At 50.3% G+C, this 22,004-nt stretch carries 23 protein-coding genes; 7 read left to right on the forward strand and 16 right to left on the reverse strand.

The window, feature by feature from the left end:
- Positions 1-97: 97 nt before the first annotated feature.
- Positions 98-1,048, forward strand: a complete 951-nt coding sequence (uspE, locus tag OGV89_RS05240) for a universal stress protein UspE (RefSeq protein ID WP_003840808.1) — start codon at positions 98-100, stop codon at positions 1,046-1,048.
- 48 nt (positions 1,049-1,096) lie between these two features.
- Here uspE and OGV89_RS05245 read toward each other — a convergent pair whose 3' ends face one another.
- On the reverse strand, positions 1,097-1,357 hold the full coding sequence (locus OGV89_RS05245; protein WP_003020403.1) for a DUF2534 family protein: 261 nt from the start codon (positions 1,355-1,357) through the stop codon (positions 1,097-1,099).
- Between the two features lie 244 nt (positions 1,358-1,601).
- Here OGV89_RS05245 and OGV89_RS05250 point away from each other — a divergent pair, with 244 nt between their 5' ends.
- The gene (locus OGV89_RS05250) at positions 1,602-2,633 is read left to right on the forward strand and encodes a mechanosensitive ion channel family protein (protein WP_003843943.1); all 1,032 of its coding nucleotides are present in this window, start codon (positions 1,602-1,604) and stop codon (positions 2,631-2,633) included.
- Positions 2,634-2,669: 36 nt separating this feature from the next.
- On the opposite strand, the gene OGV89_RS05255 is transcribed toward OGV89_RS05250, so the two are convergent.
- Positions 2,670-3,179 carry a zinc-binding dehydrogenase gene (locus tag OGV89_RS05255; RefSeq protein ID WP_003843945.1) on the reverse strand — a complete coding sequence of 170 codons (510 nt, stop codon included), beginning with the start codon at positions 3,177-3,179 and terminating at the stop codon, positions 2,670-2,672.
- Between the two features lie 172 nt (positions 3,180-3,351).
- Positions 3,352-3,735, reverse strand: coding sequence for a VOC family protein (locus tag OGV89_RS05260; RefSeq protein ID WP_003843946.1), 384 nt, complete (start codon positions 3,733-3,735; stop codon positions 3,352-3,354).
- 120 nt (positions 3,736-3,855) lie between these two features.
- Between OGV89_RS05260 and OGV89_RS05265 the strand changes: the two genes are divergently transcribed.
- A complete protein-coding gene (locus OGV89_RS05265; RefSeq protein WP_003843948.1) occupies positions 3,856-4,626 on the forward strand; it encodes a DeoR/GlpR family DNA-binding transcription regulator in 771 nt (256 codons plus the stop codon).
- Here the strand turns inward: OGV89_RS05265 and OGV89_RS05270 are convergent.
- Positions 4,623-4,907 (reverse strand): Rho-binding antiterminator, encoded by a 285-nt coding sequence (locus tag OGV89_RS05270; RefSeq protein WP_003843950.1) that lies wholly within the window; start codon positions 4,905-4,907, stop codon positions 4,623-4,625. The genes OGV89_RS05265 and OGV89_RS05270 overlap by 4 nt on opposite strands.
- 66 nt (positions 4,908-4,973) lie before the next feature.
- On the reverse strand, positions 4,974-5,204 hold the full coding sequence (locus OGV89_RS05275) for a glutaredoxin family protein (RefSeq protein WP_003843952.1): 231 nt from the start codon (positions 5,202-5,204) through the stop codon (positions 4,974-4,976).
- A gap of 114 nt (positions 5,205-5,318) precedes the next feature.
- Here OGV89_RS05275 and OGV89_RS05280 point away from each other — a divergent pair, with 114 nt between their 5' ends.
- A complete protein-coding gene (locus OGV89_RS05280) occupies positions 5,319-5,882 on the forward strand; it encodes a MarR family winged helix-turn-helix transcriptional regulator (protein ID WP_003840791.1) in 564 nt (187 codons plus the stop codon).
- Positions 5,883-5,919: 37 nt separating this feature from the next.
- Here OGV89_RS05280 and mppA read toward each other — a convergent pair whose 3' ends face one another.
- A complete protein-coding gene (gene mppA / locus OGV89_RS05285; RefSeq protein ID WP_003840789.1) occupies positions 5,920-7,533 on the reverse strand; it encodes a murein tripeptide ABC transporter substrate-binding protein MppA in 1,614 nt (537 codons plus the stop codon).
- A 184-nt stretch (positions 7,534-7,717) separates the two neighbouring features.
- Here mppA and mpaA point away from each other — a divergent pair, with 184 nt between their 5' ends.
- On the forward strand, positions 7,718-8,446 hold the full coding sequence (gene mpaA / locus OGV89_RS05290) for a murein tripeptide amidase MpaA (protein WP_003020433.1): 729 nt from the start codon (positions 7,718-7,720) through the stop codon (positions 8,444-8,446).
- Here mpaA and ycjG read toward each other — a convergent pair.
- Entirely contained in the window at positions 8,421-9,386 is a 966-nt protein-coding gene (gene ycjG / locus OGV89_RS05295) for an L-Ala-D/L-Glu epimerase (RefSeq protein WP_003020435.1), read from the reverse strand. The two genes, mpaA and ycjG, sit on opposite strands and share 26 nt — an antisense overlap.
- A gap of 115 nt (positions 9,387-9,501) precedes the next feature.
- Between ycjG and tpx the strand changes: the two genes are divergently transcribed.
- On the forward strand, positions 9,502-10,008 hold the full coding sequence (gene tpx / locus OGV89_RS05300; RefSeq protein WP_003020437.1) for a thiol peroxidase: 507 nt from the start codon (positions 9,502-9,504) through the stop codon (positions 10,006-10,008).
- Between the two features lie 53 nt (positions 10,009-10,061).
- Here tpx and tyrR read toward each other — a convergent pair whose 3' ends face one another.
- The 4 genes from tyrR to pspE form a co-directional block, all read right to left on the reverse strand.
- Positions 10,062-11,606 (reverse strand): transcriptional regulator TyrR, encoded by a 1,545-nt coding sequence (gene tyrR / locus OGV89_RS05305; RefSeq protein ID WP_003843956.1) that lies wholly within the window; start codon positions 11,604-11,606, stop codon positions 10,062-10,064.
- 146 nt (positions 11,607-11,752) lie between these two features.
- A complete protein-coding gene (locus tag OGV89_RS05310; RefSeq protein ID WP_048998921.1) occupies positions 11,753-12,814 on the reverse strand; it encodes a YcjF family protein in 1,062 nt (353 codons plus the stop codon).
- A complete protein-coding gene (locus tag OGV89_RS05315; RefSeq protein WP_003843959.1) occupies positions 12,811-14,208 on the reverse strand; it encodes a YcjX family GTP-binding protein in 1,398 nt (465 codons plus the stop codon). The genes OGV89_RS05310 and OGV89_RS05315 overlap by 4 nt, the downstream gene beginning before the upstream one ends.
- A 142-nt stretch (positions 14,209-14,350) precedes the next feature.
- On the reverse strand, positions 14,351-14,668 hold the full coding sequence (gene pspE, locus OGV89_RS05320; protein WP_003020447.1) for a thiosulfate sulfurtransferase PspE: 318 nt from the start codon (positions 14,666-14,668) through the stop codon (positions 14,351-14,353).
- 228 nt (positions 14,669-14,896) lie between these two features.
- Between pspE and OGV89_RS05325 the strand changes: the two genes are divergently transcribed.
- The gene (locus OGV89_RS05325; protein WP_003843961.1) at positions 14,897-15,907 is read left to right on the forward strand and encodes a LacI family DNA-binding transcriptional regulator; all 1,011 of its coding nucleotides are present in this window, start codon (positions 14,897-14,899) and stop codon (positions 15,905-15,907) included.
- 32 nt (positions 15,908-15,939) lie between these two features.
- On the opposite strand, the gene OGV89_RS05330 is transcribed toward OGV89_RS05325, so the two are convergent.
- The 5 genes from OGV89_RS05330 to ycjS all read right to left on the reverse strand — a co-directional run bounded on the left by OGV89_RS05330 (position 15,940) and on the right by ycjS (position 21,999).
- Positions 15,940-16,845, reverse strand: coding sequence for an OmpG family monomeric porin (locus OGV89_RS05330; RefSeq protein ID WP_003843963.1), 906 nt, complete (start codon positions 16,843-16,845; stop codon positions 15,940-15,942).
- 67 nt (positions 16,846-16,912) lie between these two features.
- Positions 16,913-17,995 carry an ABC transporter ATP-binding protein gene (locus tag OGV89_RS05335; protein WP_003843964.1) on the reverse strand — a complete coding sequence of 361 codons (1,083 nt, stop codon included), beginning with the start codon at positions 17,993-17,995 and terminating at the stop codon, positions 16,913-16,915.
- A gap of 10 nt (positions 17,996-18,005) precedes the next feature.
- Complete coding sequence (gene pgmB, locus OGV89_RS05340; RefSeq protein WP_003843966.1) at positions 18,006-18,674, reverse strand: beta-phosphoglucomutase; 669 nt, start codon at positions 18,672-18,674, stop codon at positions 18,006-18,008.
- A complete protein-coding gene (locus OGV89_RS05345; protein ID WP_286558252.1) occupies positions 18,671-20,947 on the reverse strand; it encodes a glycoside hydrolase family 65 protein in 2,277 nt (758 codons plus the stop codon). The genes pgmB and OGV89_RS05345 overlap by 4 nt, the downstream gene beginning before the upstream one ends.
- Positions 20,944-21,999 (reverse strand): D-glucoside 3-dehydrogenase, encoded by a 1,056-nt coding sequence (gene ycjS, locus OGV89_RS05350; RefSeq protein WP_044710888.1) that lies wholly within the window; start codon positions 21,997-21,999, stop codon positions 20,944-20,946. The genes OGV89_RS05345 and ycjS overlap by 4 nt, the downstream gene beginning before the upstream one ends.
- Positions 22,000-22,004 lie beyond the last annotated feature (5 nt).

A 22,004-nucleotide genomic window follows, 5' to 3' on the forward strand; every position in this document is an offset into this window, starting at 1 on the left:
TTATTGATCTGGCAGGAGGTTATTCCCTGTTTCAAACCACATTATTGGGTTACTCTTTTAGTTACAAACTGCGATGACAGTTGTAAGGAGACCCTGTATGGCTATGTATAAAAATATGCTGGTCGTCATCGACCCGAACCAGGACGATCAACCAGCATTACGGCGAGCTGTTTATTTGCATCAACGGATTGGTGGCAAAATTAAAGCCTTTTTGCCGATCTATGACTTTTCCTATGAGATGACTACCCTGCTGTCGCCCGATGAGCGTACGGCAATGCGTCAGGGGGTTATCAGCCAGCGAACTGCATGGATACGTGAACAAGCGAAATACTATATCGAAGCAGGGATCCCTCTGGAGATTAAAGTGGTCTGGCATAACCGACCCTTTGAAGCCATTATCCAGGAAGTCATCAGCGCCAAGCATGACCTGGTCCTCAAGATGGCGCACCAACACGACCGCCTCGAAGCCGTAATATTTACGCCAACCGACTGGCATTTATTGCGTAAATGTCCAAGTCCGGTATGGATGGTGAAAGACCAGCCATGGCCTGAAGGGGGTAAAGCACTGGTTGCAGTAAACCTCGCCAGTGAAGAGGCTTATCACAACGCGCTCAATGAAAAACTGGTCAAAGAGACGCTACAGCTTGCAGAACAGGTTAACCATACCGAAGTGCATCTGGTAGGCGCCTACCCTGTTACGCCAATCAACATCGCGATTGAACTGCCTGAATTTGATCCCAGCGTTTATAACGACGCAATCCGTGGACAGCATCTGCTGGCCATGAAGGCGCTACGCCAGAAATTCAGTATTGATGAGAAAGTGACGCACGTTGAAAAAGGCTTACCTGAAGAGGTCATTCCTGATTTAGCCGAGCACCTACAGGCAGGTATTGTGGTATTGGGGACCGTCGGACGTACCGGTATTTCTGCCGCGTTCCTTGGTAATACCGCGGAACAGGTTATCGATCATCTACGCTGTGACCTGCTGGTCATCAAGCCAGATGAATATCAGACGCCAGTTGAACTGGACGACGAAGAAGACGATTAACCACATAATAAAATGCCGGATGGCGATATCATCCGGCATTTTAAACGCCTAGTGTTGCTCCTCGCCGCCGAGGAAATAGATACCAAGCGGGATAGCCAACAGAATCGTAAACACCATGCTGTAGACACAAATCATTGCAGATTGAATGGCATACATTGAAGCGGTCCAGTCGGATAGCGGAATGTCATACTGTTCAATAACGCCGCCGATCGTCGCGCGCGTCACGACCGACGCTGCGATAATAAACACTCCAAGCAGGCACAACAAAAATTTCCGTCCCTTCGCTGTTTTCAGCTTAGCCATGATCATAGTACTGTCCTTTTGCAGATGAAAACCTTGTTACTTTGCGCTAACAATACCATGACATCAACTGACTGTCTGCTACATAAACCGCATACAGGGTTGACGTCAGCACTATTTCGCTGAAAATAATGCTGATTGCATTATTTATCTCTCCTTTTGATTAATGATCTGACCGCCCTAACTGAGTAAAATATCCGGGGATTAAGATGTCAGATGATATTTAGATAACATGGAGTTGCCAGGAAGAATCATGATCGCTGAACTGTTTATGAATAATGCGTTTAATTTGACGGTAATTCTCAGCTGCTGTGCCGCGCTGGTCCTGATGAGTGTCTGGTATCATCGTGGAGAGCGTCGCTGCAAAGGATTCATATTTCATGCCGCACAATTTTTTGTCTATGCCATTATCATTGGGACGTTTGGCAGCATTGCTAATAACGTTATCGAAAGTTACAGCCTGAAATTTATCTCCCCCAGCGTGGTCGACTTTATCTGCACCTCATTGATTGCGTTAATCCTGACCATCAAACTTTTTCTGGTGATTAATCAGTTTGAAAAGACGCAGATTAATAAAGGCAGAGATATCACCAGCGCGAGGATCCTGTCGCGTATCATCAAGATTACCATCGTGGTTGCCATCATTTTACTGTATGGCGAACACTTCGGTATGAGCTTATCCGGCCTGTTAACCTTTGGCGGCATTGGCGGTATCGCTGTGGGTATGGCGGGGAAAGATATTCTGAGCAACTTCTTCTCAGGCATTATGCTCTATTTCGACAGACCGTTTAGCATCGGCGACTGGATCCGCTCCCCGGACCGCAATATTGAAGGCACAGTGGCCGAAATTGGCTGGCGAATGACTAAAATAAACACCTTCGACCATCGTCCGTTGTATGTGCCAAACTCGATTTTCTCCTCCATCAGCGTAGAAAATCCAGGGCGCATGACCAACCGGCGTATTAAAACGGTGATCGGGTTACGATATGAGGATGCCGATAAAGTCGGTGCTGTTGTCGAGTCGGTCAGAGAAATGCTGCAAAACCATCCAGGAATAGACCAGAAACAAACTCTGTTGGTCTATTTTAATGAATTTGCCGATTCATCGTTGAATATCATGGTGTATTGCTTCACGAAAACCACCGTCTGGAAGGAATGGCTCGCGGTACAGCAAGACGTTTATTTAAAGATTATCACGATAGTCCAGGCAAATGGCGCCGACTTTGCGTTCCCCAGCCAGACGCTGTATATGGATAATCCTGAAGCATCGCCGTCGACACACTAACAAAAAAAGACGCGGAAGTCCGCGTCTTTTTTGTACTTATTTCAATGAGGCAATATCAATTACAAAGCGGTATTTCACATCGCTTTTCAACATCCGCTGCCAGGCATGATTAATATCCTGAATATTGATCACTTCGACATCGGCGGTAATACCATGCTGACCGCAAAAATCGAGCATCTCTTGCGTTTCGGCAATACCGCCAATAACTGAACCCGCCACAGACCTACGTCCAAGGATCAGGGGAACCGTATTCAGAAACGGATCCAACGCACCGAGATAACCAACCAGCACCAGCGTACCGCTTAGTGCCAGGGTTGGGATATACGGGTTCAGGTCATGAACGTAGGGCACAGTATCGATAATCAGATCAAACTGATTCGCTGTCGCTTTCATCTGCTCACTGTCAGTGGAAAGCACAACATGACTGGCACCCAAACGTCTGGCATCAGCTTCTTTGCCCGGTGAACGCGTAAACAGCGTAACTTCCGCGCCCAGTGCATTTGCAAGTTTGTTGAGCGTGAGTCCCGCATCCAGTTGGTATTGCATATTCGACTCTCCAGAGCGGTGGCAACATTGCACCACCGGGGGCTGAAAACAGTAAAATTATAGAGACTCGACGTGTCGGTGATTAGAGAGGAAAAGAAGGACAAACTTATGAGCTGAGCTCATCAATAATAAGTAGCAGGTACTCTTTATTTGCAGGTTACTGATTGATGGCTTACGCCACAATTTCAATCAGGTTACCGTCCGGATCTCGTATCACCGCTTCGTAATAACCATCGCCCGTAGTGCGCGGACCTGAGACTAATATCCCCTGTTTCTGCGCTTGCATTGCAACGGCATCAACATTTTCATTGCCGCCAACAGAAATGGCGAGGTGTACCCATCCGCAACGATTATTGTCAGGTTGCTGCCCGACAAGACCCGGTTTGGTCATTAACTCAATTGCAATATCCTCGCCAATTTTGACAAAATAAGATTCAAACCCAGGGTTGGTTTTACTGCAGTATTTCTCGTTGATCTTACCGTCAAAAAATGAGACCCAGAAGCGAGCTTGCTGCTCGAGATTCTGTGTCCATAACGCCATATGCGCAATTTTCATAGCTTACCTCTTTCCGTTGTATCCAGAATAGTACGGTCCCTGTAAGGGATGTTGACATCGTTAATCATAATGCACGATCATGCACTTTATTGCTCGATGTTTATTTTACCTGGAGTATCTATGCTCGATTACGCCGCATTCCCGGAACAGCGCCAGGCGCTTATCTATCAGATCCTGCAAGAAAACGGCAGAGTCATTTGTTCTGAACTCGCGAACCGATTAGGTGTTTCTGAACATACAATTCGTCGTGACTTGCATGAATTGAGCAAAGATGGCGTGTGCAAGAAGGTCTATGGTGGCGCGGTAATTGCACTCCCTGAATCCGAAGACATTGCCGTGCGCAAGGGTATTAATGTGGCCAAAAAGAGCAACATCGCGCAGCGATGTGCCAGACTGGTCAAATCCGGAAGCTGTATTTTTATCGACACGGGTAGCACCAATCTGGCGATGGCAGAAGCTCTGCCCGCCGAACTGGCGTTAACCGTGGTGACAAATTCACCGGAGATTGCCGCCGTTTTGCTAAAAAAACCGCTGTTTGAGGTCATTATGCTGGGCGGCGCGGTACAGAGATCTTCTGGCGGGTGTGTGGGAGCTTCCGCCATCGCGCAAGTGCAGGACATTTTATTCGATCAGGGATTTATTGGCGGCTGTGCGATGTCGCCTGAATCCGGCTTAACGGGGTTTGATTACGCGGATTGTGAGTTCAAAAAAGCGGTGATCAAACAATGTAATGAAACTATCGTCGCGCTAACCGCTGAAAAAATCCCAGCCGTCGCCCGATATGTCGTTACCGAAAGCAGCAATATTGATGTGATTGTTGTAGAGGACAACATCAGCAAAGAGTACGCCACAGCATTCCAGGCGCACGATATTCGGATTTATACCGTCTAACCGCGGCAGGCTCTCTGAAAACTTACTGTGCTAAACGTCGCTCCTGGCGTCAGCGCGGTGATAGCTGACAGACAATCCAGACGGATTTTTTGCTGATTTTCAGATTGCCCCACTACCAGAAATTCTTCTTTTTCCACGGTGGTACACGTCGTCAACGCTTTAGCATCAAAACATGTGCCATCCGTTAGTTCAATGCGCAACCAATAGTGGTACATGCAGGCGATTTCCAGATAATCATGAAGATCGCAATCTATCGGGTGATACTCTTCGGTCGTGTTCATCGCGTTACCTTCCCCAACGTCTTGTATATTCGGGAAATCGCCAACGCAACTTCCCGAACTATCCAGCTATTTCAACGCTTCAATGGGAGCGCCAAAATTAATATGCAGCACATTGCCGTCAATCACCAGCGCCGGAACAGATTTCACGCCAGCCACTTCAGCCTCGGCAACCCGATCAGGATGCTCTCCCAGATGAACCACATCGATTTCAACATCCGCAGACAAGTGCTGCAGAAGAGCTTGTTCTGCGGAAACACAAACCGGGCAACCTGCATGATAGAAACGAGCTTTAGTCATGATACATCTCCTTTAGATTATAGTATCGATTCGATACTATAATTTATAGTACGTTGCTTTTATTCTTTGTCAATATAGTTTTCAATCGATACTATATGCCGAGGAGGATTTGTTATGACCGACATGTCACTTTTCGACGTACTTGACCGGCTTTCCAGCCTGACACGGATGTGGTTTCGCCAGCATCCTTTACTGGTGGATCTCCAGCCAGTACAACTTAGTGCGTTAATGTATCTGGCCCGTTGTAACCGTTATTCCAATACGCCGCTTGGCGTGACAGACTACCTTGGTCTCACCAAAGGTACCGTGTCGCAATCGCTGAAGCTGTTGGAAAACAAAGGGTTGATTGTTCGCAAACCGGATGACCGTGATAAACGTAGCGTCCATCTACACTTAAGTGAGTCGGCCAATACCTTATTGGAAGCCCTGCTGCCCCCCACGTTTTTAGTGGAGGGTGAATCGGCAATGGGTGAACGGGCGAGCGTACTCAGAGAGCTGCTGTTAGAACTGTTACGCGGGATCCAGAGGACCAACAATGTGCCTGGCTTTGGTCTTTGCCATAGCTGTCGGTTCCACCAAAAAATTGACGGCCAGGGATTTTGTAATCTGACGAAAGAGAGATTAAGTGAAGAAGACTCGTTGCTGATTTGCCGTGAGCATCAACCGCCGGAAACGTAGAATGGCTGATGCAAAATCACACCAGCCATTATCTCTGTCAGTGCTTAACGATATACATTGTGCGGCTATAGGCCACATCTTCAGGGTTAGTAATCGGATACCCTTTCAGCCACGGTTTAATTAAACGCCCATTAGTGTACTGATAGATCGGCGCAATAGGCGCCTGTTCCATCAGAATTTTCTCCGCAGCGTTATAATCAGCATTCCGCGCTTTTTCTGTATTCTCCAGAGTAGCCTGGGTCAACACTTTATCGTATGCCGGATTATTAAAGCGGGAGATATTGCCCGTATGGGTCGATGTTAATAGCGACAAGAACGTAGAAGGTTCATTGTAGTCACCCACCCAGGAGGCACGGATCACATCAAAGTTGCCGGTATTACGACTATCAATATAGGTTTTCCACTCCTGGTTTTGCAGTTTCACGTCAACACCAAGGTTTTTCTTCCACATAGAAGCCACTGCGATAGCAATCTTCTGATGATTTTCTGAGGTGTTGTACAGCAGCGTCAGTTTAAGCGGTTTCTGTGGACCATAGCCCGCCGCACGCAGCAGCGTTTTCGCCTGCGCATTCAATTCTTCCTGACTCATTTGCTCAAACGGTGAAGGTTCCGGCACAAATCCTGCCGTTACATCCGGCGTAAAATGCCATGCAGGCTTCTCACCGGTACCCAGCACCTTCTCCGCCATCAGGCGACGATCGATAGTCATGCTGAGCGCCAGACGCACGCGTGAATCGGCAGTCGGTCCCTTCTGGGTATTAAAGGCATAATAATAAGTACCAAGCTGCGGCGGGGTGTAAACCTGACCCGGGATATCCTTCAACAGTTTCTGGTACATATTTTTCGGGAAGGATTCCGTGATATCAATATCACCAGCAAGATAGCGCTTGGTCGCTGCCGATTCCTGGTTAATTGGCAGGAAGGTAACTTTTTGCAGCACTGTTTTGGCGTTGTCCCAATAATGCGTGTTCGGGACAACTTCCAGCTTTTCGTTCACGACGCGATTTTTTAGCACATAGGCGCCGTTACCAATCAGGTTGCCCGGTTTGGTCCACTCTTTGCCGCTCTCAACGTTGGCTTTTTGTACCGGATAAAATGCAAAACTCGCCGTCAGATTGGCAAACCAGGGCAGCGGTTTATCCAGTTGAACTTTCAATGTCCGTGCATCGACAGCACTAACGCCAAGTTTATCAGGCGTGGCTTTGCCATCGATAATAGCCTGAGCATTATTAATACCCGCCAGCGCAGCAAACCAGGCAAACGGCGACAGCGTTTTTGGATCAACCAGACGCTGCCAGCTGTAGACAAAATCCTGCGCCGTTACGGGCGTACCATCCGCCCATTGTGCATTGTCGCGCAGCGTAAACGTCCAGATGCGGTTATCGTTACTCTTCCACTGGGTAGCGACGCCAGGTACGATCTCACCCTTCTCATTCTGGTTGACCAGCCCTTCAAATAAATCACGAATTACCTGAATCTCAGGGAGCCCGACGGCCTTTGCCGGATCAAGCGACGCCGGTTCGTCTTTTATATGACGCACCAGTTCTTGTTTCTCTGCCAGAACCGTTCCGCTGGGAACATCAGCAGCCCAGGATAAAGAAATGCTGCTAACCAACAACGCACAACAGGTTACTGAAACAGAATGCTGCATAAGATACCCTCGATTCCGGCTACTAAGTGAATGTGTAATTATTTGTATCGCCAGCAGGAAATGCAATTAACTTCCGACAAGAAAGTGATATTACACCTGAAAAGATAAGTGTGTGAAAACGATTTGATTATCCATACATTTTGCACAACACTGCGAGTAACAATCCAAGCATTCAGAGATGACTATGACCGTTACCCGTCCCCGTGCCGAGCGCGGCGCATTCCCACCTGGAACCGAACATTACGGACGTTCATTGTTAGGCGCACCGCTAATCTGGTTTCCTGCACTGGCAGCCGATCGTGAAAGCGGCCTGATACTGGCGGGAACGCACGGCGACGAAAACTCCTCGGTCGTAACCCTTTCCTGCGCATTGCGTACGCTTAACCCTTCCCTGCGTCGCCATCATGTGGTGCTAGCCGTAAACCCTGACGGTTGCCAGCTTGGGCTGCGCGCAAATGCGAACGGCGTCGATCTTAACCGTAACTTTCCCGCCGCAAACTGGAAAGCAGGCGAAACGGTGTATCGCTGGAACAGTAGCGCAGAAGAGCGTGATGTGGTGTTGTTGACCGGCGATCATCCGGGCTCGGAACCAGAAACCCAGGCATTGTGTCAGCTTATTCACCGAATTCATCCCGCCTGGGTAGTCTCTTTTCACGATCCACTGGCCTGTATTGAAGATCCCAGAAGCAGCGAGCTGGGCGCGTGGCTGGCACAATCGTTTGAATTGCCTCTGGTCACCAGTGTAGGTTATGAAACGCCCGGCTCTTTTGGTAGCTGGTGCGCAGACTTAAACTTACACTGTATAACCGCCGAATTTCCGCCCATTTCATCGGATGAAGCGAGCGAAAAATACCTGCTAGCCATGTCCAATCTCCTGCGCTGGCACCCTAGAGATGGAGCTGCCCGGTCGTAAAATGCAGGGCTGGCGCCGCATCGGTGGCAAGCCACGTTGGGCCATCAAGATCCGCAAAGCTAACCAGTGGCGTAAGGGGTAACGCCGCGCCGATCGCCCGGGAGGTACACAGCATGCAGCCCAGCATCAGCGCAAATCCCTGCTCGCGTGCTTCGGTTGCCAGCGCGAGCGCTTCCGTCAGGCCGCCTGTTTTGTCCAGTTTGATATTAACCATTTCATAGCGTCCGTGCAGTGCTTTCAGACTGCTACGGGTGTGGCAGCTTTCATCTGCGCAGATGGGCAGCGGATGTACAAAATTCTCAAGCGCGGCATCATCCTGCGCCGGCAGCGGCTGCTCCAGCATCGCAACCCCTAAATCAGCCAGCAGCTGACAGCGTGCCGCAAGGCCTTCTGCCCGCCAGGATTCGTTGGCGTCAACAATAATCGTGGCGTCAGGAACAGCCGCACGAATGGCAACCATTCGCTCACTAATCAAGCGAGCATCCAGTTTAACTTTCAGCAATTTCGCGCCATTTTCCCACAGCGCAGCCGCGCTCGCAGCCATTTGTTCCGGCGAGCCAATCACTACGGTTTGCGCCGTAGTCACCACTTCCGCCAGTTCACTTCCCACTAATTCCGCCAGCGACTGCTGCTGTTGACGCGCGCTTAGATCCCACAACGCGCAATCCACGGCATTACGCGCTGCACCCGCTGGCAGCTGCTTTTGCAGCTCTTCACGCGTCATTCCGTTTTCCAGTTGTGGCGCAATGCTCATAATTTGCGCCAGCACTGAGGCATCGCTTTCACCGTAGCGCGGGTACGGTGTGCACTCGCCTATACCTGTGACGCCGTTTTCTTCCACTTCGACAACCACCACATGCGCTTCGGTCCGGCTCCCACGGGCAATGACAAAGGGAGTGTGCAGCGGCCAGGCTTCCTCATATACCTTAACTGTTCTCATTTGTTTTCCTTAATGCAGTCCCTGAAGCGGATATCCGCAAATAGCGTTTGCCGTGTTAACTGCTGATGGCATAAACTAGCCTCGACGTTAACTATATGTAAACAGGAAGATAACCATGTCACAAACCGTTCATTTCCAGGGCAACCCGGTTGCAGTTGCCGGCTCTATTCCTCAGGCTGGAAGCAAAGCTCAGGCTTTTACCCTTGTGGCTAAAGACCTGTCTGACGTTACGCTGGGCCAGTTCGCAGGCAAGCGCAAAGTGCTGAATATTTTCCCAAGCATCGATACCGGCGTTTGCGCGGCATCGGTACGTAAGTTTAACCAACTGGCGACAGAAATCGACAATACCGTCGTACTGTGCATCTCAGCCGACCTGCCATTCGCCCACTCTCGTTTTTGCGGCGCGGAAGGTCTGAGCAACGTTATCACGCTGTCCACCCTGCGCAACGCTGAATTCCTGAAAAACTACGGTGTTGAAATCGCTGAAGGCCCGCTGAAAGGCCTGGCCGCACGTGCCGTGGTCGTTATTGATGAAAATGATAACGTTGTTTTCAGCCAGCTGGTCAATGAAATCACCAACGAACCAGACTACACCGCTGCGCTGGACGTACTGAAAGCGTAAGCTGCGTCTGCATACAAAAATGCCTCCACATGGAGGCATTTTCATTTACGGCATTACTCTTCGCTTTTTTTCTGCTGGCTCAGTCCATACTCACGCAATTTGTTAGCAATCGCAGTATGCGAAACACCTAGGCGCTTGGCCAGCTTGCGCGTGCTGGGATAATTCATATACAGCTGCGTCAACACGGAGCGTTCAAAGCGGCTGGTGATTTCATCCAGCGACCCTTCCATCACCTCTTCTCCGACAGCAACCGTTGCCGCATCGTAATCCGGCAGCAAAATATCCTGTGGTCGCAGCTCATAGCCTTCTAGCTGGGTCAGAGCCCGGTAGATCGCATTTTTAAGCTGACGCACGTTGCCCGGCCAACCATAACGAGTTAGTACCGTGCTGAGATCTGCGGACAATTTCGGACGCGGCACGCCCTGCTCGTCGGCAAAACGCGCCACAAACAGTTCGGTAAGCGGCATAATATCTTGTGGGCAATCGCGCAGCGGCGGCAGGTTTAGCGTTAGTACATTCAGACGATAATAGAGGTCTTCACGGAAAAGTCCTTTCTGCACCAGTTCCACAAGGTTCTTTTGCGTTGCGCAAATCACGCGAACATCAACATGAACTTCGTGATCTTCTCCCACACGACGGAACGTGCCGTCATTGAGAAAACGCAGCAATTTGGTCTGCATACGCGGCGACATTTCGCCAATTTCATCTAACAGAACCGAACCGCCATTCGCCTGCTCAAAGAAGCCTTTTTTACCTTCCGGCGCATGGCCAAACAGCTCGCTTTCAACCGCATCTTCAGGAATTGACGCGCAGTTCAGCGCCAGATACGGTTTTGACGCACGCGGACTTGCCAGGTGGCAGGCATGAGCAAAGAGATCTTTGCCGGTGCCGGTATTACCGGTAATCAGCAGCGGCGCGCTCAACGTCGCCAGCTTACGCGCCTGTTCCACCACATGTTTCATTTTGGCGCTGACGGCAATAATCTGGCTAAACGCGCTGAGATCCTGCGTAGTCATATTTTGCAGCTGACGTCCCATTCGGATAGTGGAGCGCAACATCACCACCGCACCGGTCAGCATCTGCTCCTGATTTTCGCCCTGCAAATGGACAGGCGTAATTTCCATCAGGAAATTCTGTCCGTTAATCACGACATGTTCGCTATGGGAATCCTGCGGATTGCTTTCCAGCCAGCGCTGGAAGTTAAACCCATTGATTAACTGGGCGGCGGTATGATTGCGCATCCGATCCTGCGTATGCGCGAAAAGCTGACAGCTCGCAGGGTTCGCCATCTCGACTTTGCTTTTCATATCCAGAGAAAGGACCGGTTCTGGCAACGCTTCAAGCAGCGCACTAAGCGCCAGATGTTCACGTTCGGAAGGCATCCAGGGTACGGTACGCACATCCGTAACCCCTGAAATACGGCGGATTTCAGCCATCAGACTGCTGAAGTTGGTGAACTCCAGCTCCGCAAAATTAAGGTAAATTCGCCCGATGGGGTCAATCTCGATACCGCGTAAATCAATGCTTCTCAGCACCAGTAAATCGAGCAGTTCGCGGGTCAGACCAAGACGGTCTTCACAAAAGACTTCCAAACGCATAGGAACCTTCACCTGGACAAGGGATTATGTGTTAAATGATAAGCCAGTATTTGGTTTGCAGGAAGAACTCTGTCAACAAATATTGACAGCGAGCTGGAAAATTGGGCGCCGGGGCGTAAAGTTAAACGATCGGCGCCTGTTTATAGCTAACTTTCGCGCGGAGATTTATTCTTTTGTAAGGTCTCTTTCACCTGACCAATCAGTTGGCGGCGGAAATCGCCCAGCCGTGGCTTATCATCATCGATCCACGGCAATGGTCGGCAAAGTTCCATAGCTTTTATGCCCAAACGCGCCGTTAATAACCCCGCGCCAATGCCCTGAGCTGCACGCGTAGATAAGCGGGCGGCTAAATCCTGCGACATCCAGTCCATTCCTACTTCCCGCACCAGTTCACTGGCCCCGGCAAAAGCGATATTCAACAGCACCAGACGGAACAAACGCAGGCGGCTGTAATAACCCAGCTCAATGCCATACAGCGAAGCAATACGATTAATCAGCCGCAGATTGCGCCAGGCGATAAACGCCATATCCACCAGCGCTAGCGGACTGACGGCAATCATCAGTGTGGATTCTGCCGCTGAACGGCTAATCTCACGCCGGGCTTGCGCATCCAGCACCGGCTGCACCAGATGGGCGTACAGACTAACCACTTCACGATCGTTCTGCGTTTCATGAATTGAGGCATACCAGCGCTGCAATGCCGGATGAGACTGATCGATGCCCGCCTGCTGCGCCAGCTTTTCACTAAATGCACGGCCTTTTCCGGTTCCATGGCTGTGGAGCAGATCTCGCGCTTCATCGCGCTCGTGCGCGCGCTGACGCAATCGCCATAGCCGACGCCATTCGGTCGCCACTGATCCAACCCCTGCACCGATAATCAATGCGCCTGCGGCACATCCTCCCAGCGCGACCCAATCCTGAGTCTGCCAGGCATTCATGGTCCACTGCACACCCTGAGCGACAACGCTCACGCCAAACAGCGCCAGGCCACCCATCACCATCTTACGCCACAGACTACGTTTAGGGCGAAGGGCCGCATCAATAACGGCTTCTGCCTGACCTTCGTCTTCCAGTGGTTCATCCACTGTCGCCGGAGAAAAAGTTTGCGCCTCCGTTTCGTTAAACATCTGCTGCGCTTTAAACGCCGCATTTTGTTCCACGTCCAGCGGACCTGAGAAATCGATACGCGGTTTTAACGGCTCGCTCATCGCAATTTATCTCCTATTAAAAACTCCAGCGCGGCATCAAGACGGATATGCGGTAAGGGCTTATCGACATCCATCACCTGCGGGCGAAACGCCTCAAACTGAAAGCCCTGGTTGTCCCAAAATGCCTGTCCAGGTAAACGCGCGGGCACTTCCCCCGGATAAACGGTTAGCGGTTCGCCATCGCTCAGACGATTACCACGCAGCGCGGGGATCTTTTCACCTTTCACATCGATAAGGCCGCTGGTGGTTGCCTGCACCGATGCCAGGCCCAGACAATCCATGCTGATACCTTCGAACGCAGCGTTTTGCCAGGCATCCTGGATCAACTGCTGTAAAAGCGACACCATATTGGCGTGCTGATCGACCGTGACATGGTCAGCTTTGGTGGCGGCAAACAGCAGTTTGTCGATCACCGGAGAAAACAGCCGACGAAACAGCGTGCGCTGTCCATAATGGAAACTTTGCATCAGTTGGGTCAGCGCCAGACGCATGTCGTTAAACGCCTGTGGCCCGCTGTTGAGCGGTTGCAGGCAATCGACCAGCACAATCTGACGATCAAAGCGCAGGAAGTGATTCTTATAAAATCCCTTCACGACTTTTTCACAGTAGTAATTAAACCTGTCGCGCAGCATGCCCGCATTGGTGTGTTTATCTGCCTGCGCCAGCTTCGTTTCTCCCCAGGCATCAACGTCCGGCCACGGGAAGAATTGCAACGCAGGCGCGCCCGCCATATCTCCTGGCAGAACAAAACGGCCCGGCTGAATAAAGTGCAGTCCCTGCTGCTTGCATTGATGCAGATACTCCGTCCAGGCAGCAGCAATTTCCGCCAGACGGTTTTCGTCAGCAGGTGCCAGTGGATCCAGCCCGTGGCTTAACTGCCGCCATTTTGCCGACCATTCGCCACGCTGACCCTGTAATAATCCGGTCATTTGCCGCGACCAGCCCAAATAATCCTGGGCCAGCATCGGTAAATCGAGCAGCCACTCCCCCGGATAATCGACGATTTCCAGGTACAGCGTGGAGGTGTCTTTAAAGTGGCGCAGTAATGAGTCATTAGACTTGTAACGCAGTGCCAGACGAATTTCACTCACACCGCGCGTTGGTGTCGGCCAGGTCGGCGGAGAGCCATACAGCTGCGCCAGTCCTTCATCATAGGTAAAGCGCGGAATACCAAAGTCGCGTTGTGGAACTCGTTTCACGCCAAGCAGACGCTCTTCGCGCACGCAACTGAGCAACGGCAAACGCGCACCGGCATGAATATTGAGTAACTGATTTACCATTGCGGTGATAAACGCCGTTTTACCGCTCCGGCTAAGTCCGGTGACAGCCAGGCGTAAATGCCGGTCTACGCCGCGATTAACCAGCGAATTGAATTCATTTTTAAGTCGCTTCATCGCCATCCCGTTTTGCTGAAGGAACCGAAGAAATTATAACAAACAGGAAGTAAAGATAGGGGTCAATTCTTACTTATCAACTACCTGAGCTGTATCAGGCGGCATTATTCTTACCGCCTGTAGCAGAATGAATGTGGGCGGTTTATTTATTCTCTACTTTAGGAAGCGCTATCTGGTTGATGCCACCTTCGTTGGTCACCTGCGTGTAGCCCATTTCAGTCAGCATATCTTTCGCCTGCCCTGATTGACGCCCGGAGTTGCAATAGAGCTTCACGGTATCGTTCTTATCTGGAACTTCAGTTACGATACGCGCCTTGATCTCTTTTAACGGGATGTTGACAGCCCCCTGAATATGCTGCTGTTGGTACTGTTCAGGAACGCGAACATCAATCCAGTGCTCGGCAGCATAAACCGGCATGCCAATAACCAGTGCCAACGCTAATACGCTTTTCTTCAACATAATATCTTCCTGACTGATAGTTGGATTTAACCCTTACACTATACGCCAGTTCTTAAGAAAATATTGCGACCGCATTATCACCGTCCGCACCCGTGGACGATTGTTCCTCAGCACGCACATAGTGCGGTTAGCCTTTTGATTTTCCAACTCGCATTCCGAGATTGTTGTCATTCGCCACTTAACTCCATAATATGTCCGCCATTGACTCTCGGACGGAGCTTGGGATCTATGTCTCCTACCATTTATGATATTGCACGAGCCGCTGGTGTATCAAAATCCACGGTATCGCGCGTGCTTAATAAGCAAACCAACATCTCGCCGGAGGCGCTTGAAAAGGTGCTGCGCGCAATTGATGAGTTACAGTATCAGCCTAATAAACTAGCTCGCGCGCTTACCTCTTCCGGATTTGATGCAATAATGGTGATATCTACCCGTTCTGCAAAAACAACTGCCGGTAATCCGTTTTTCTCTGAAGTATTGCATGCAATTACTGCCAAGGCTGAAGAAGTCGGTTTTGATGTCATATTGCAGACGTCGCGAAGCACCGAAGATGATTTACAAAAATGTGAGAGCAAAATTAAGCAGAAGTTGATCAAAGGGATCATTATGCTGAGCTCTCCTGCCGATGAATCATTTTTTGCTCGGTTGGATAAATACAACGTCCCGGTTGTGGTTATCGGGAAGGTTGAAGGTGACTACACTAATGTCTATTCTGTAGACACCGATAATTATCGCGACAGTATTACGCTGACAAATGCACTGATTGAGAGCGGCCACCGTAATATAGCCTGTTTGCATGCACCGCTTGACGTTCATGTTTCTATCGATCGCGTTAACGGTTATAAAGCCAGCCTTCAGGCACATAACATTAAAATGCGTGATGAGTGGGTTATTGACGGGGGGTATACTCATGAAACCGCCCTACTTGCTTCTCGAAAATTACTGAGTCAGCAGCCGTTACCCGATGCCGTATTTGCGACAGACAGCTTAAAGTTAATGAGTTTATATCGCGTAGCGGCCGAGAAAAACATTTCCATCCCAAAACAACTTGCCGTCGTAGGCTATAGTAATGAGCTACTTTCTTTTATGCTCACACCAGTTCCTGGTGGAATTGATGTACCTACTCAGCAATTGGGTGAACAAAGTTGTAATTTATTATTTAATCTGATTGCAGGTGAAAAAGGATTACAGAATATCACGGTGAGCACGCAAATATCGTTGGCCGATTCACTGGTGTAAAAACAGGGGCATAATAATGCCCCTGTTCATTTTTAGAATGCGTAGTTCACGCCTATGCCAGCATAATGGAACCTGTCGCTTTCACCTTCGTCATGATCTTCCCATTCATAAGCATACTCCAGAGACATTGATAAACCGTTCTGGAAATCATACGCATACAATAAACCGAGGCGATTGAAATTATGGCCTTCGCGTTCAGGATCATCCTGCCAGTCCCAGTTTGACCAGCGATCAAGCCCGATACGGGTATACGGCGTCAGGGTTGTATTGCCGAAAGACAGAGGCAGATAAGCCCGAATTTCCTGGGTTGAGAACTCACCATTATTACGCGAATCAGCCAGATTGAAACCGCGTTCAAGGTAATAGTTGACCGTTAACCCTACTGTTTCGTTAAACGTATAATTCAACCCGCTCTCACTTTCGACGCGGCTATCAGAGTAGCCGGTGGTGCTCAAATCATTAACGAATTGATACATCGCAAACCAGCCGCTAAAGCGCAGGTCATCGGTAAGTTTAACATCCCAATCTGGCTGCACTTTCCAGCGCTGCATATTAGCTGTGTCTTTTCCGGGTTCATTGACATAGTGATAACCGTAATTACGGAAGCCACCGGTCAGGCCGAAATTAACATTTTCGCTTTCAAGGAATTGATAGCGGACTTCCAGTTCAGGGCGGTCAAACCACGTACCGCGCTTACCCTCGCTGTAATCAACCGGTCCTTCCTGGTAATAGGCCAGCGATATTTTCCACGGCCCATTGGACGCATTGAAATAGACGGACGGTTCAGCCAGTCCATCCATATCTTCGCCCTGACCTTCAACGTTTTCTATTTCGTACATAGCACCGATATTAAAGTGCCAGTCATTCTTTTCAGCAGCCTGCGCGCAGGCCATTCCCGCGCTCATAATCAGCGCAGTCGCGGACAGTAGGGTTTTCATTATTATTCCTTGTTAAAATACTCGCAAAAATGCCCCAAGGCGCGGGGGATTATTATCCCCCGGAATTTTATTGAATAGCCACTTCAGTTTCAGTATCAAAGAAATGGCATTTCGCCATATCAAAATGAATAGTGATGTTTTCTCCTGCGTGATAATCATTCACTGCCCCAGCACGGACCACTAACTCATGCCCCCCAACAATGGTATAAAGCATAAATTCAGCGCCAGTTAATTCTGCAACGCTAATTTTTGCCGGTACACTATTTTCATTATTAAGCTGCGAAAGTATATCTTCAGGGCGAATTCCCAGCGTGACCGACTGATGTTCATAACCCTGCGTTTTTAATTGTGCTAATTTATTCTCTGGAATCGTTAATTTTAGTGTTTCAGTAACAAACTTATCACCGTCAATCGCGCCACGAATAAAGTTCATGGCCGGTGAGCCAATAAATCCTGCGACAAACATATTTGCTGGGTGGTTATAAACTGTTTTCGGCGCACCGACCTGCTGAACAATACCATCCTTCATAATCACAATACGCGTCGCCATCGTCATGGCTTCTGTTTGATCGTGGGTAACATATATCATGGTGGTATTGAGTTTCTGATGCAGCTTGCTTATTTCTGCCCGCATCTGTACGCGAAGTTTGGCATCGAGATTTGATAAGGGTTCATCCATCAGGAAGACCCCTGCCTCACGAACAATCGCACGCCCAAGTGCCACACGTTGACGCTGACCACCGGATAACGCACCCGGTTTACGTTGCAGATAATCGCGCAGGCCAAGGATTTGCGCCGCCCAGTTGACACGTTCCTCAATCACTGCAGGGGCAATTTTCTGCATTTTCAGGCCAAACGCCATGTTGTCATAGACTGTCATGTGCGGGTACAACGCATAGTTCTGAAAGACCATCGCAATGTTGCGCGATTTCGCCGGCACATCGTTCATCCGTTTACCGTCAATCAGCAGATCGCCACCGCTGATCTCCTCCAGACCGGCGATCATGCGCAACGTCGTTGACTTCCCACAGCCTGAAGGGCCAACAAAAACAATAAACTCTTTATCTTCAATTTCCAGATTGAAGTCTTTAACGACGTGTACCTGGTTGTCGTAAATTTTTTGAATGTGTTGCAACGAAAGCTGTGCCATGTTGAATCCTTTACTTGTCGTGTTGCCAGAAAGCCGATAAGCACGGCCACGTCAGAAATTCGGTTGAAGGAAGTTGCAAGCTTGCTCCGTTCAGCCCCGTACCAATGCCAACAGAGAGCATGCCGCAGGCGTTGATCGCATCAATACCCGCCTGAGCATCTTCTATGCCAATGCACTGCTGCGGGTCAGCGCCAAGGCCCGCACAGGCTGCCAGAAAAATCTCCGGATCCGGTTTCGAGCGAGAAATTAGCGCGGCATCCGCACAGAAATCAAAATAAGATTTAAGATCAAGCGCTTGTAAAATCGCAGGGGCATTGAGCGACACAGAGGCCAGCCCCACCGGAATCCGTTCTTCCCGCAACGTCATCAGCAGCTCACGTATTCCCGGCAATACCGAGTTCACCGTCAACTGGCGCAAAGAATGGACATATAGTCTGTTTTTTCTCTCGGCCAATTGTGCGCAAACCTCAGGTGTAAACTCCCCCGCTTTCCCGCCATATTGCAAAATACGCTGTAGCGATTCGCCGCGACTAATCCCTTTCAGGCTGTCATTAAATGCCTCGTCAATCGCAATCCCTATTTCACCGGCTACCTGCCGCCAGGCGAGAAAATGCAGATGTGCAGTGTCGGTAATCACGCCATCTAAATCAAAAATGATGGCCTGTGGTTTGAGGATCATTCATCACCCCCTTCCGTGGTAGCGGTCCCATTAGTGGGCGAAATAATGGCGTCATTGCAGATAACTATCTCCCCCTGAACAGAGATCTTTTCCCCTTTTACCCAAAGAGTAATCTGCTCGGCGCTGTTAATGCGGATTTCAGTTGCATTGATGGTTACCTGCAAATCGATACCCTGCCAGCGCAGTGGGAAAGACAGTGTTTGCCAATGTTCCGGTAATGCAGGGGCAAGATGTAACTCCCCATGGCGAACATTCACTCCGGCAAATCCCTGGATAGCGCCCAACCAGATTGCGCCCGTTGCCGCCGCATGAATACCATCATCGCAGCTTTGCGGGTCATCCCCGAGATCGATTAGCGAACCTTCGCGCCAAAACCGATACCCCTGATCCGAATCACCACAACGCGCAGCCACAATCCCGTGAATCGCCTTACTCAAAGAGGAGTCGTGAATCGTACGTGGCTCATAATAACGCAGGTTAGCCAGACAGGTTTGCGGGCTAAATTGCTCCGGCAACATGTAGGTCAGCATCACGACATCAGCCTGTTTGAGAATTTGCATCTCATTGACTTCTGCACGGGAGTAATCGAGCAAAATGGTCTGCTTGCCCGCTTTGGCTTTGTACTGCGACAGATCGATAACCGGTTTGTTCAGGAAGGTATCATCCTGAGGAAGCACGCCATCGGGCTGCACTTCCGGTCGCCAGAGATACTGTAAAAAATGCTCTGCGCGATGAATAAACGTGTCATCGCCACAGCCCAACCGACGGGCAAAACCCAGCGCCTGCTCTACGTTGTACCTGGCCATGTAGTTGGTGAACGCATTGTTGTTCACATGCTCAGTGTATTCATCCGGGCCAATCACATCGTGGATCTCTAAACGATCGTTGACCATGACAGCCCTGCTAATCCAGAACTTCGCCGTTTCCAGCAGTAGCGTCATGCCCTCACGGGTCATGAAGTTTAGATCCCCTGTGGCATGCCAGTAATTGATTACCGCCCAGGCAACATCCGCCACGAGGTGATGTTCAGCCTGTGCGGAGGCCACTTTTTGCCGCAGCCCGGTACGGATGTTGATCGCCGCGAATTCAGGCGTTTCCTCATCACCGCTGCGAGCGCTTTCCCACGGGAACAACGCGCCCTGCCAACCGTTACGGCGGGCTTTCTCACGCGCGCCCGGCAAATTATGCCAGCGGTAACGCAATAGACCTCTCGCGGTTTTCGGTTCGGTAAACAAGTGAAACGGTAACAAAAAGACCTCAGTATCCCAGAAGATGTGGCCTTTATACCCTTCCCCCGTCAGACCTTTGGCCGCAATACTGCTGTGCTCATCATGGTCTGGGGTCATCACACGCAGATGATAGAGCGCATAGTCCAGCGCACGCTGATCGCTAATATCAGAGCTGGTAACCTGAACGCGACGAGTTTGCCACCAGGCATGCCAGTTGGCGCTCGACTCAGCCAACAGAGCGTCATATCCCTGTTGCGCGCATGCTTCAATGTTACGCAGCGACTGGCATCCCCAGGTCTCAAGCGACAGGTTGCGTTCGCTCGTCCAGTCAACCCAACTCATTTTCGTCAGCGTGACGCGCTGCCCGGCTTGCGCCTGCACGGTGTTGTGTTGTAACAACCGACGTTCTTTCGCGGTGAAGCAGCGCAGCGCTGCGCCGTCGACGTCACAATATGAGGTGATCGCGATATCGTTGCGATTGTCCTGGGTTGTGTAAATGCCCTGCAGAAGATGCTGACCAAATACTCTAATCTGTGTTTCATCCAGATGCTGACGACCATGATTGGTGATCGTGGCATCAATACCGGTTGAGATACCAATGCTGGCATCGGCATCCAGTGGCGTTACGACCACTTCCATAGCAAACAGCGGCAGCTTCTGTGCTGAGACAAACCGCCGACTCTCAATAGCGAAACGCGCCCCGCCAGGCGCATGCCAGATAAGCGCACGGCGCAATTCCCCGCTGGCAAAATCCAGTTCGCGATGCCAGCTTTCAATCACGCCGCTGGTTAGCGAGAAAATCTCGCCATTAAGCGTGATCTCCACTCCGACTACATCGGGTAGATTAACCAGTTCATTAATTTCGCCTTTACCCGCACGGTGATACAACCCAGCCAGATACATGCCACGAGTCTGTAAGGTGTAAGCTTCCTCGTGGCTGGCGCGAATTCCCATATACCCGTTACCGGTCGTCATGAGTGACGCATATTTATTCAGGCTGTGTGGGCAAAAAGCCGGTTCAGTTAGCATTACTGGCTTCGTCATAAGTCTACGTAGGTCCCTGTTTCAGCCGATTGGTACAGTGCGGCAACCAGTTGTTGAATAACGACGCCCTGCTCTGCGTCAGCAATAGTGACAGGCTCGCCCTGGACATGGTTAACGAAGGCTTCCATGCTGCGATAATGACGGTTGTCATCAGCCATCTCGCGCGCAAGCAGCACGTCAAGCGTACCATCACGGTCGGTGTAAACCTGGGCCGGGAATAACGTCGCCCCCGCCAAATCGCCGCAGAAATTAACGTTCATAATCGATTGTTCAGGAATATTCAGCGCGAAAGAGGTTTCCAGGCGCAGGATACCGCCGTTATGAAATTCAATCGTGCCGAACAAAGAATCCTCCACGGTATATGTAGTGGGATCCCATTTCCCAAACTGACCGCTGTTTTTAAGCGTGCCAATGCGTTGATAGCTGTGCGCGTTAACACGCTTTACCGCCGGGAACCCCAGCACATACATGGCGGCATCAAGCATATGAATACCGAGATCAATCAGCGGCCCGCCGCCCTGCAGTTCTTTGTTGGTAAACACTCCCCAGCCGGGCACGCCGCAGCGGCGCAAAGCGCGGACATTGGTGACATAGATTTCACCCAGAATACCGGCCATCACCTGCTCACGAAGCAGTTGCGTATCCAGCGCAAAACGATGATGAAAATCATAAGCCAGTACTTTTCCCACCCGACGCGCCGTTTTACACATTTCCAACGCCTCGTCTGGCGTCATTGCCGGAGGTTTCTCGCACATCACATGGCATCCGGCGTTCAATGCCAACATGGTGTGTTCATAATGAAAGCGATTGGGCGAGCAGATGCTGACGATATCTGGCTTAGCTTCGCGTAACATCGTTTGCGGATCGTCCCAAACCTGCGGATTACCGTATTTTTCTGCAAACAACCGCGCCTGTGACAGGCGGCTGTCGCAGACAGCCACCAGTTCCAGATCGTTGCGGGTGCAGTAGTACGAAGCATGAACTTTATCCGCCACCTGCCCGGCACCAATAATGGCGACACGTAACGGAGCGCTTGTCAGTGCACTTTTCACGGAAA

The organism is Citrobacter sp. Cf125, from assembly GCF_030333935.1.
Lineage (GTDB): Bacteria > Pseudomonadota > Gammaproteobacteria > Enterobacterales > Enterobacteriaceae > Citrobacter > Citrobacter freundii.

Bases quoted from the DNA above. Each gene is read 5' to 3' on its own strand.
- pspE (WP_003020447.1), bottom strand. From the start codon at position 14,668: ATGTTGAAGAAAAGCGTATTAGCGTTGGCACTGGTTATTGGCATGCCG.
- OGV89_RS05260 (WP_003843946.1), bottom strand. From the start codon at position 3,735: ATGAAAATTGCGCATATGGCGTTATGGACACAGAATCTCGAGCAGCAA.
- OGV89_RS05275 (WP_003843952.1), bottom strand. From the start codon at position 5,204: ATGACTAAAGCTCGTTTCTATCATGCAGGTTGCCCGGTTTGTGTTTCC.
- tpx (WP_003020437.1), top strand. From the start codon at position 9,502: ATGTCACAAACCGTTCATTTCCAGGGCAACCCGGTTGCAGTTGCCGGC.
- ycjG (WP_003020435.1), bottom strand. From the start codon at position 9,386: ATGAGAACAGTTAAGGTATATGAGGAAGCCTGGCCGCTGCACACTCCC.
- uspE (WP_003840808.1), top strand. From the start codon at position 98: ATGGCTATGTATAAAAATATGCTGGTCGTCATCGACCCGAACCAGGAC.
- OGV89_RS05245 (WP_003020403.1), bottom strand. From the start codon at position 1,357: ATGATCATGGCTAAGCTGAAAACAGCGAAGGGACGGAAATTTTTGTTG.
- OGV89_RS05330 (WP_003843963.1), bottom strand. From the start codon at position 16,845: ATGAAAACCCTACTGTCCGCGACTGCGCTGATTATGAGCGCGGGAATG.
- mpaA (WP_003020433.1), top strand. From the start codon at position 7,718: ATGACCGTTACCCGTCCCCGTGCCGAGCGCGGCGCATTCCCACCTGGA.
- OGV89_RS05315 (WP_003843959.1), bottom strand. From the start codon at position 14,208: ATGAAGCGACTTAAAAATGAATTCAATTCGCTGGTTAATCGCGGCGTA.
- OGV89_RS05325 (WP_003843961.1), top strand. From the start codon at position 14,897: ATGTCTCCTACCATTTATGATATTGCACGAGCCGCTGGTGTATCAAAA.
- OGV89_RS05255 (WP_003843945.1), bottom strand. From the start codon at position 3,179: ATGCAATACCAACTGGATGCGGGACTCACGCTCAACAAACTTGCAAAT.
- pgmB (WP_003843966.1), bottom strand. From the start codon at position 18,674: ATGATCCTCAAACCACAGGCCATCATTTTTGATTTAGATGGCGTGATT.
- OGV89_RS05335 (WP_003843964.1), bottom strand. From the start codon at position 17,995: ATGGCACAGCTTTCGTTGCAACACATTCAAAAAATTTACGACAACCAG.
- OGV89_RS05310 (WP_048998921.1), bottom strand. From the start codon at position 12,814: ATGAGCGAGCCGTTAAAACCGCGTATCGATTTCTCAGGTCCGCTGGAC.
- OGV89_RS05250 (WP_003843943.1), top strand. From the start codon at position 1,602: ATGATCGCTGAACTGTTTATGAATAATGCGTTTAATTTGACGGTAATT.
- OGV89_RS05265 (WP_003843948.1), top strand. From the start codon at position 3,856: ATGCTCGATTACGCCGCATTCCCGGAACAGCGCCAGGCGCTTATCTAT.
- OGV89_RS05280 (WP_003840791.1), top strand. From the start codon at position 5,319: ATGACCGACATGTCACTTTTCGACGTACTTGACCGGCTTTCCAGCCTG.
- OGV89_RS05270 (WP_003843950.1), bottom strand. From the start codon at position 4,907: ATGAACACGACCGAAGAGTATCACCCGATAGATTGCGATCTTCATGAT.
- OGV89_RS05345 (WP_286558252.1), bottom strand. From the start codon at position 20,947: ATGACGAAGCCAGTAATGCTAACTGAACCGGCTTTTTGCCCACACAGC.
- mppA (WP_003840789.1), bottom strand. From the start codon at position 7,533: ATGCAGCATTCTGTTTCAGTAACCTGTTGTGCGTTGTTGGTTAGCAGC.
- tyrR (WP_003843956.1), bottom strand. From the start codon at position 11,606: ATGCGTTTGGAAGTCTTTTGTGAAGACCGTCTTGGTCTGACCCGCGAA.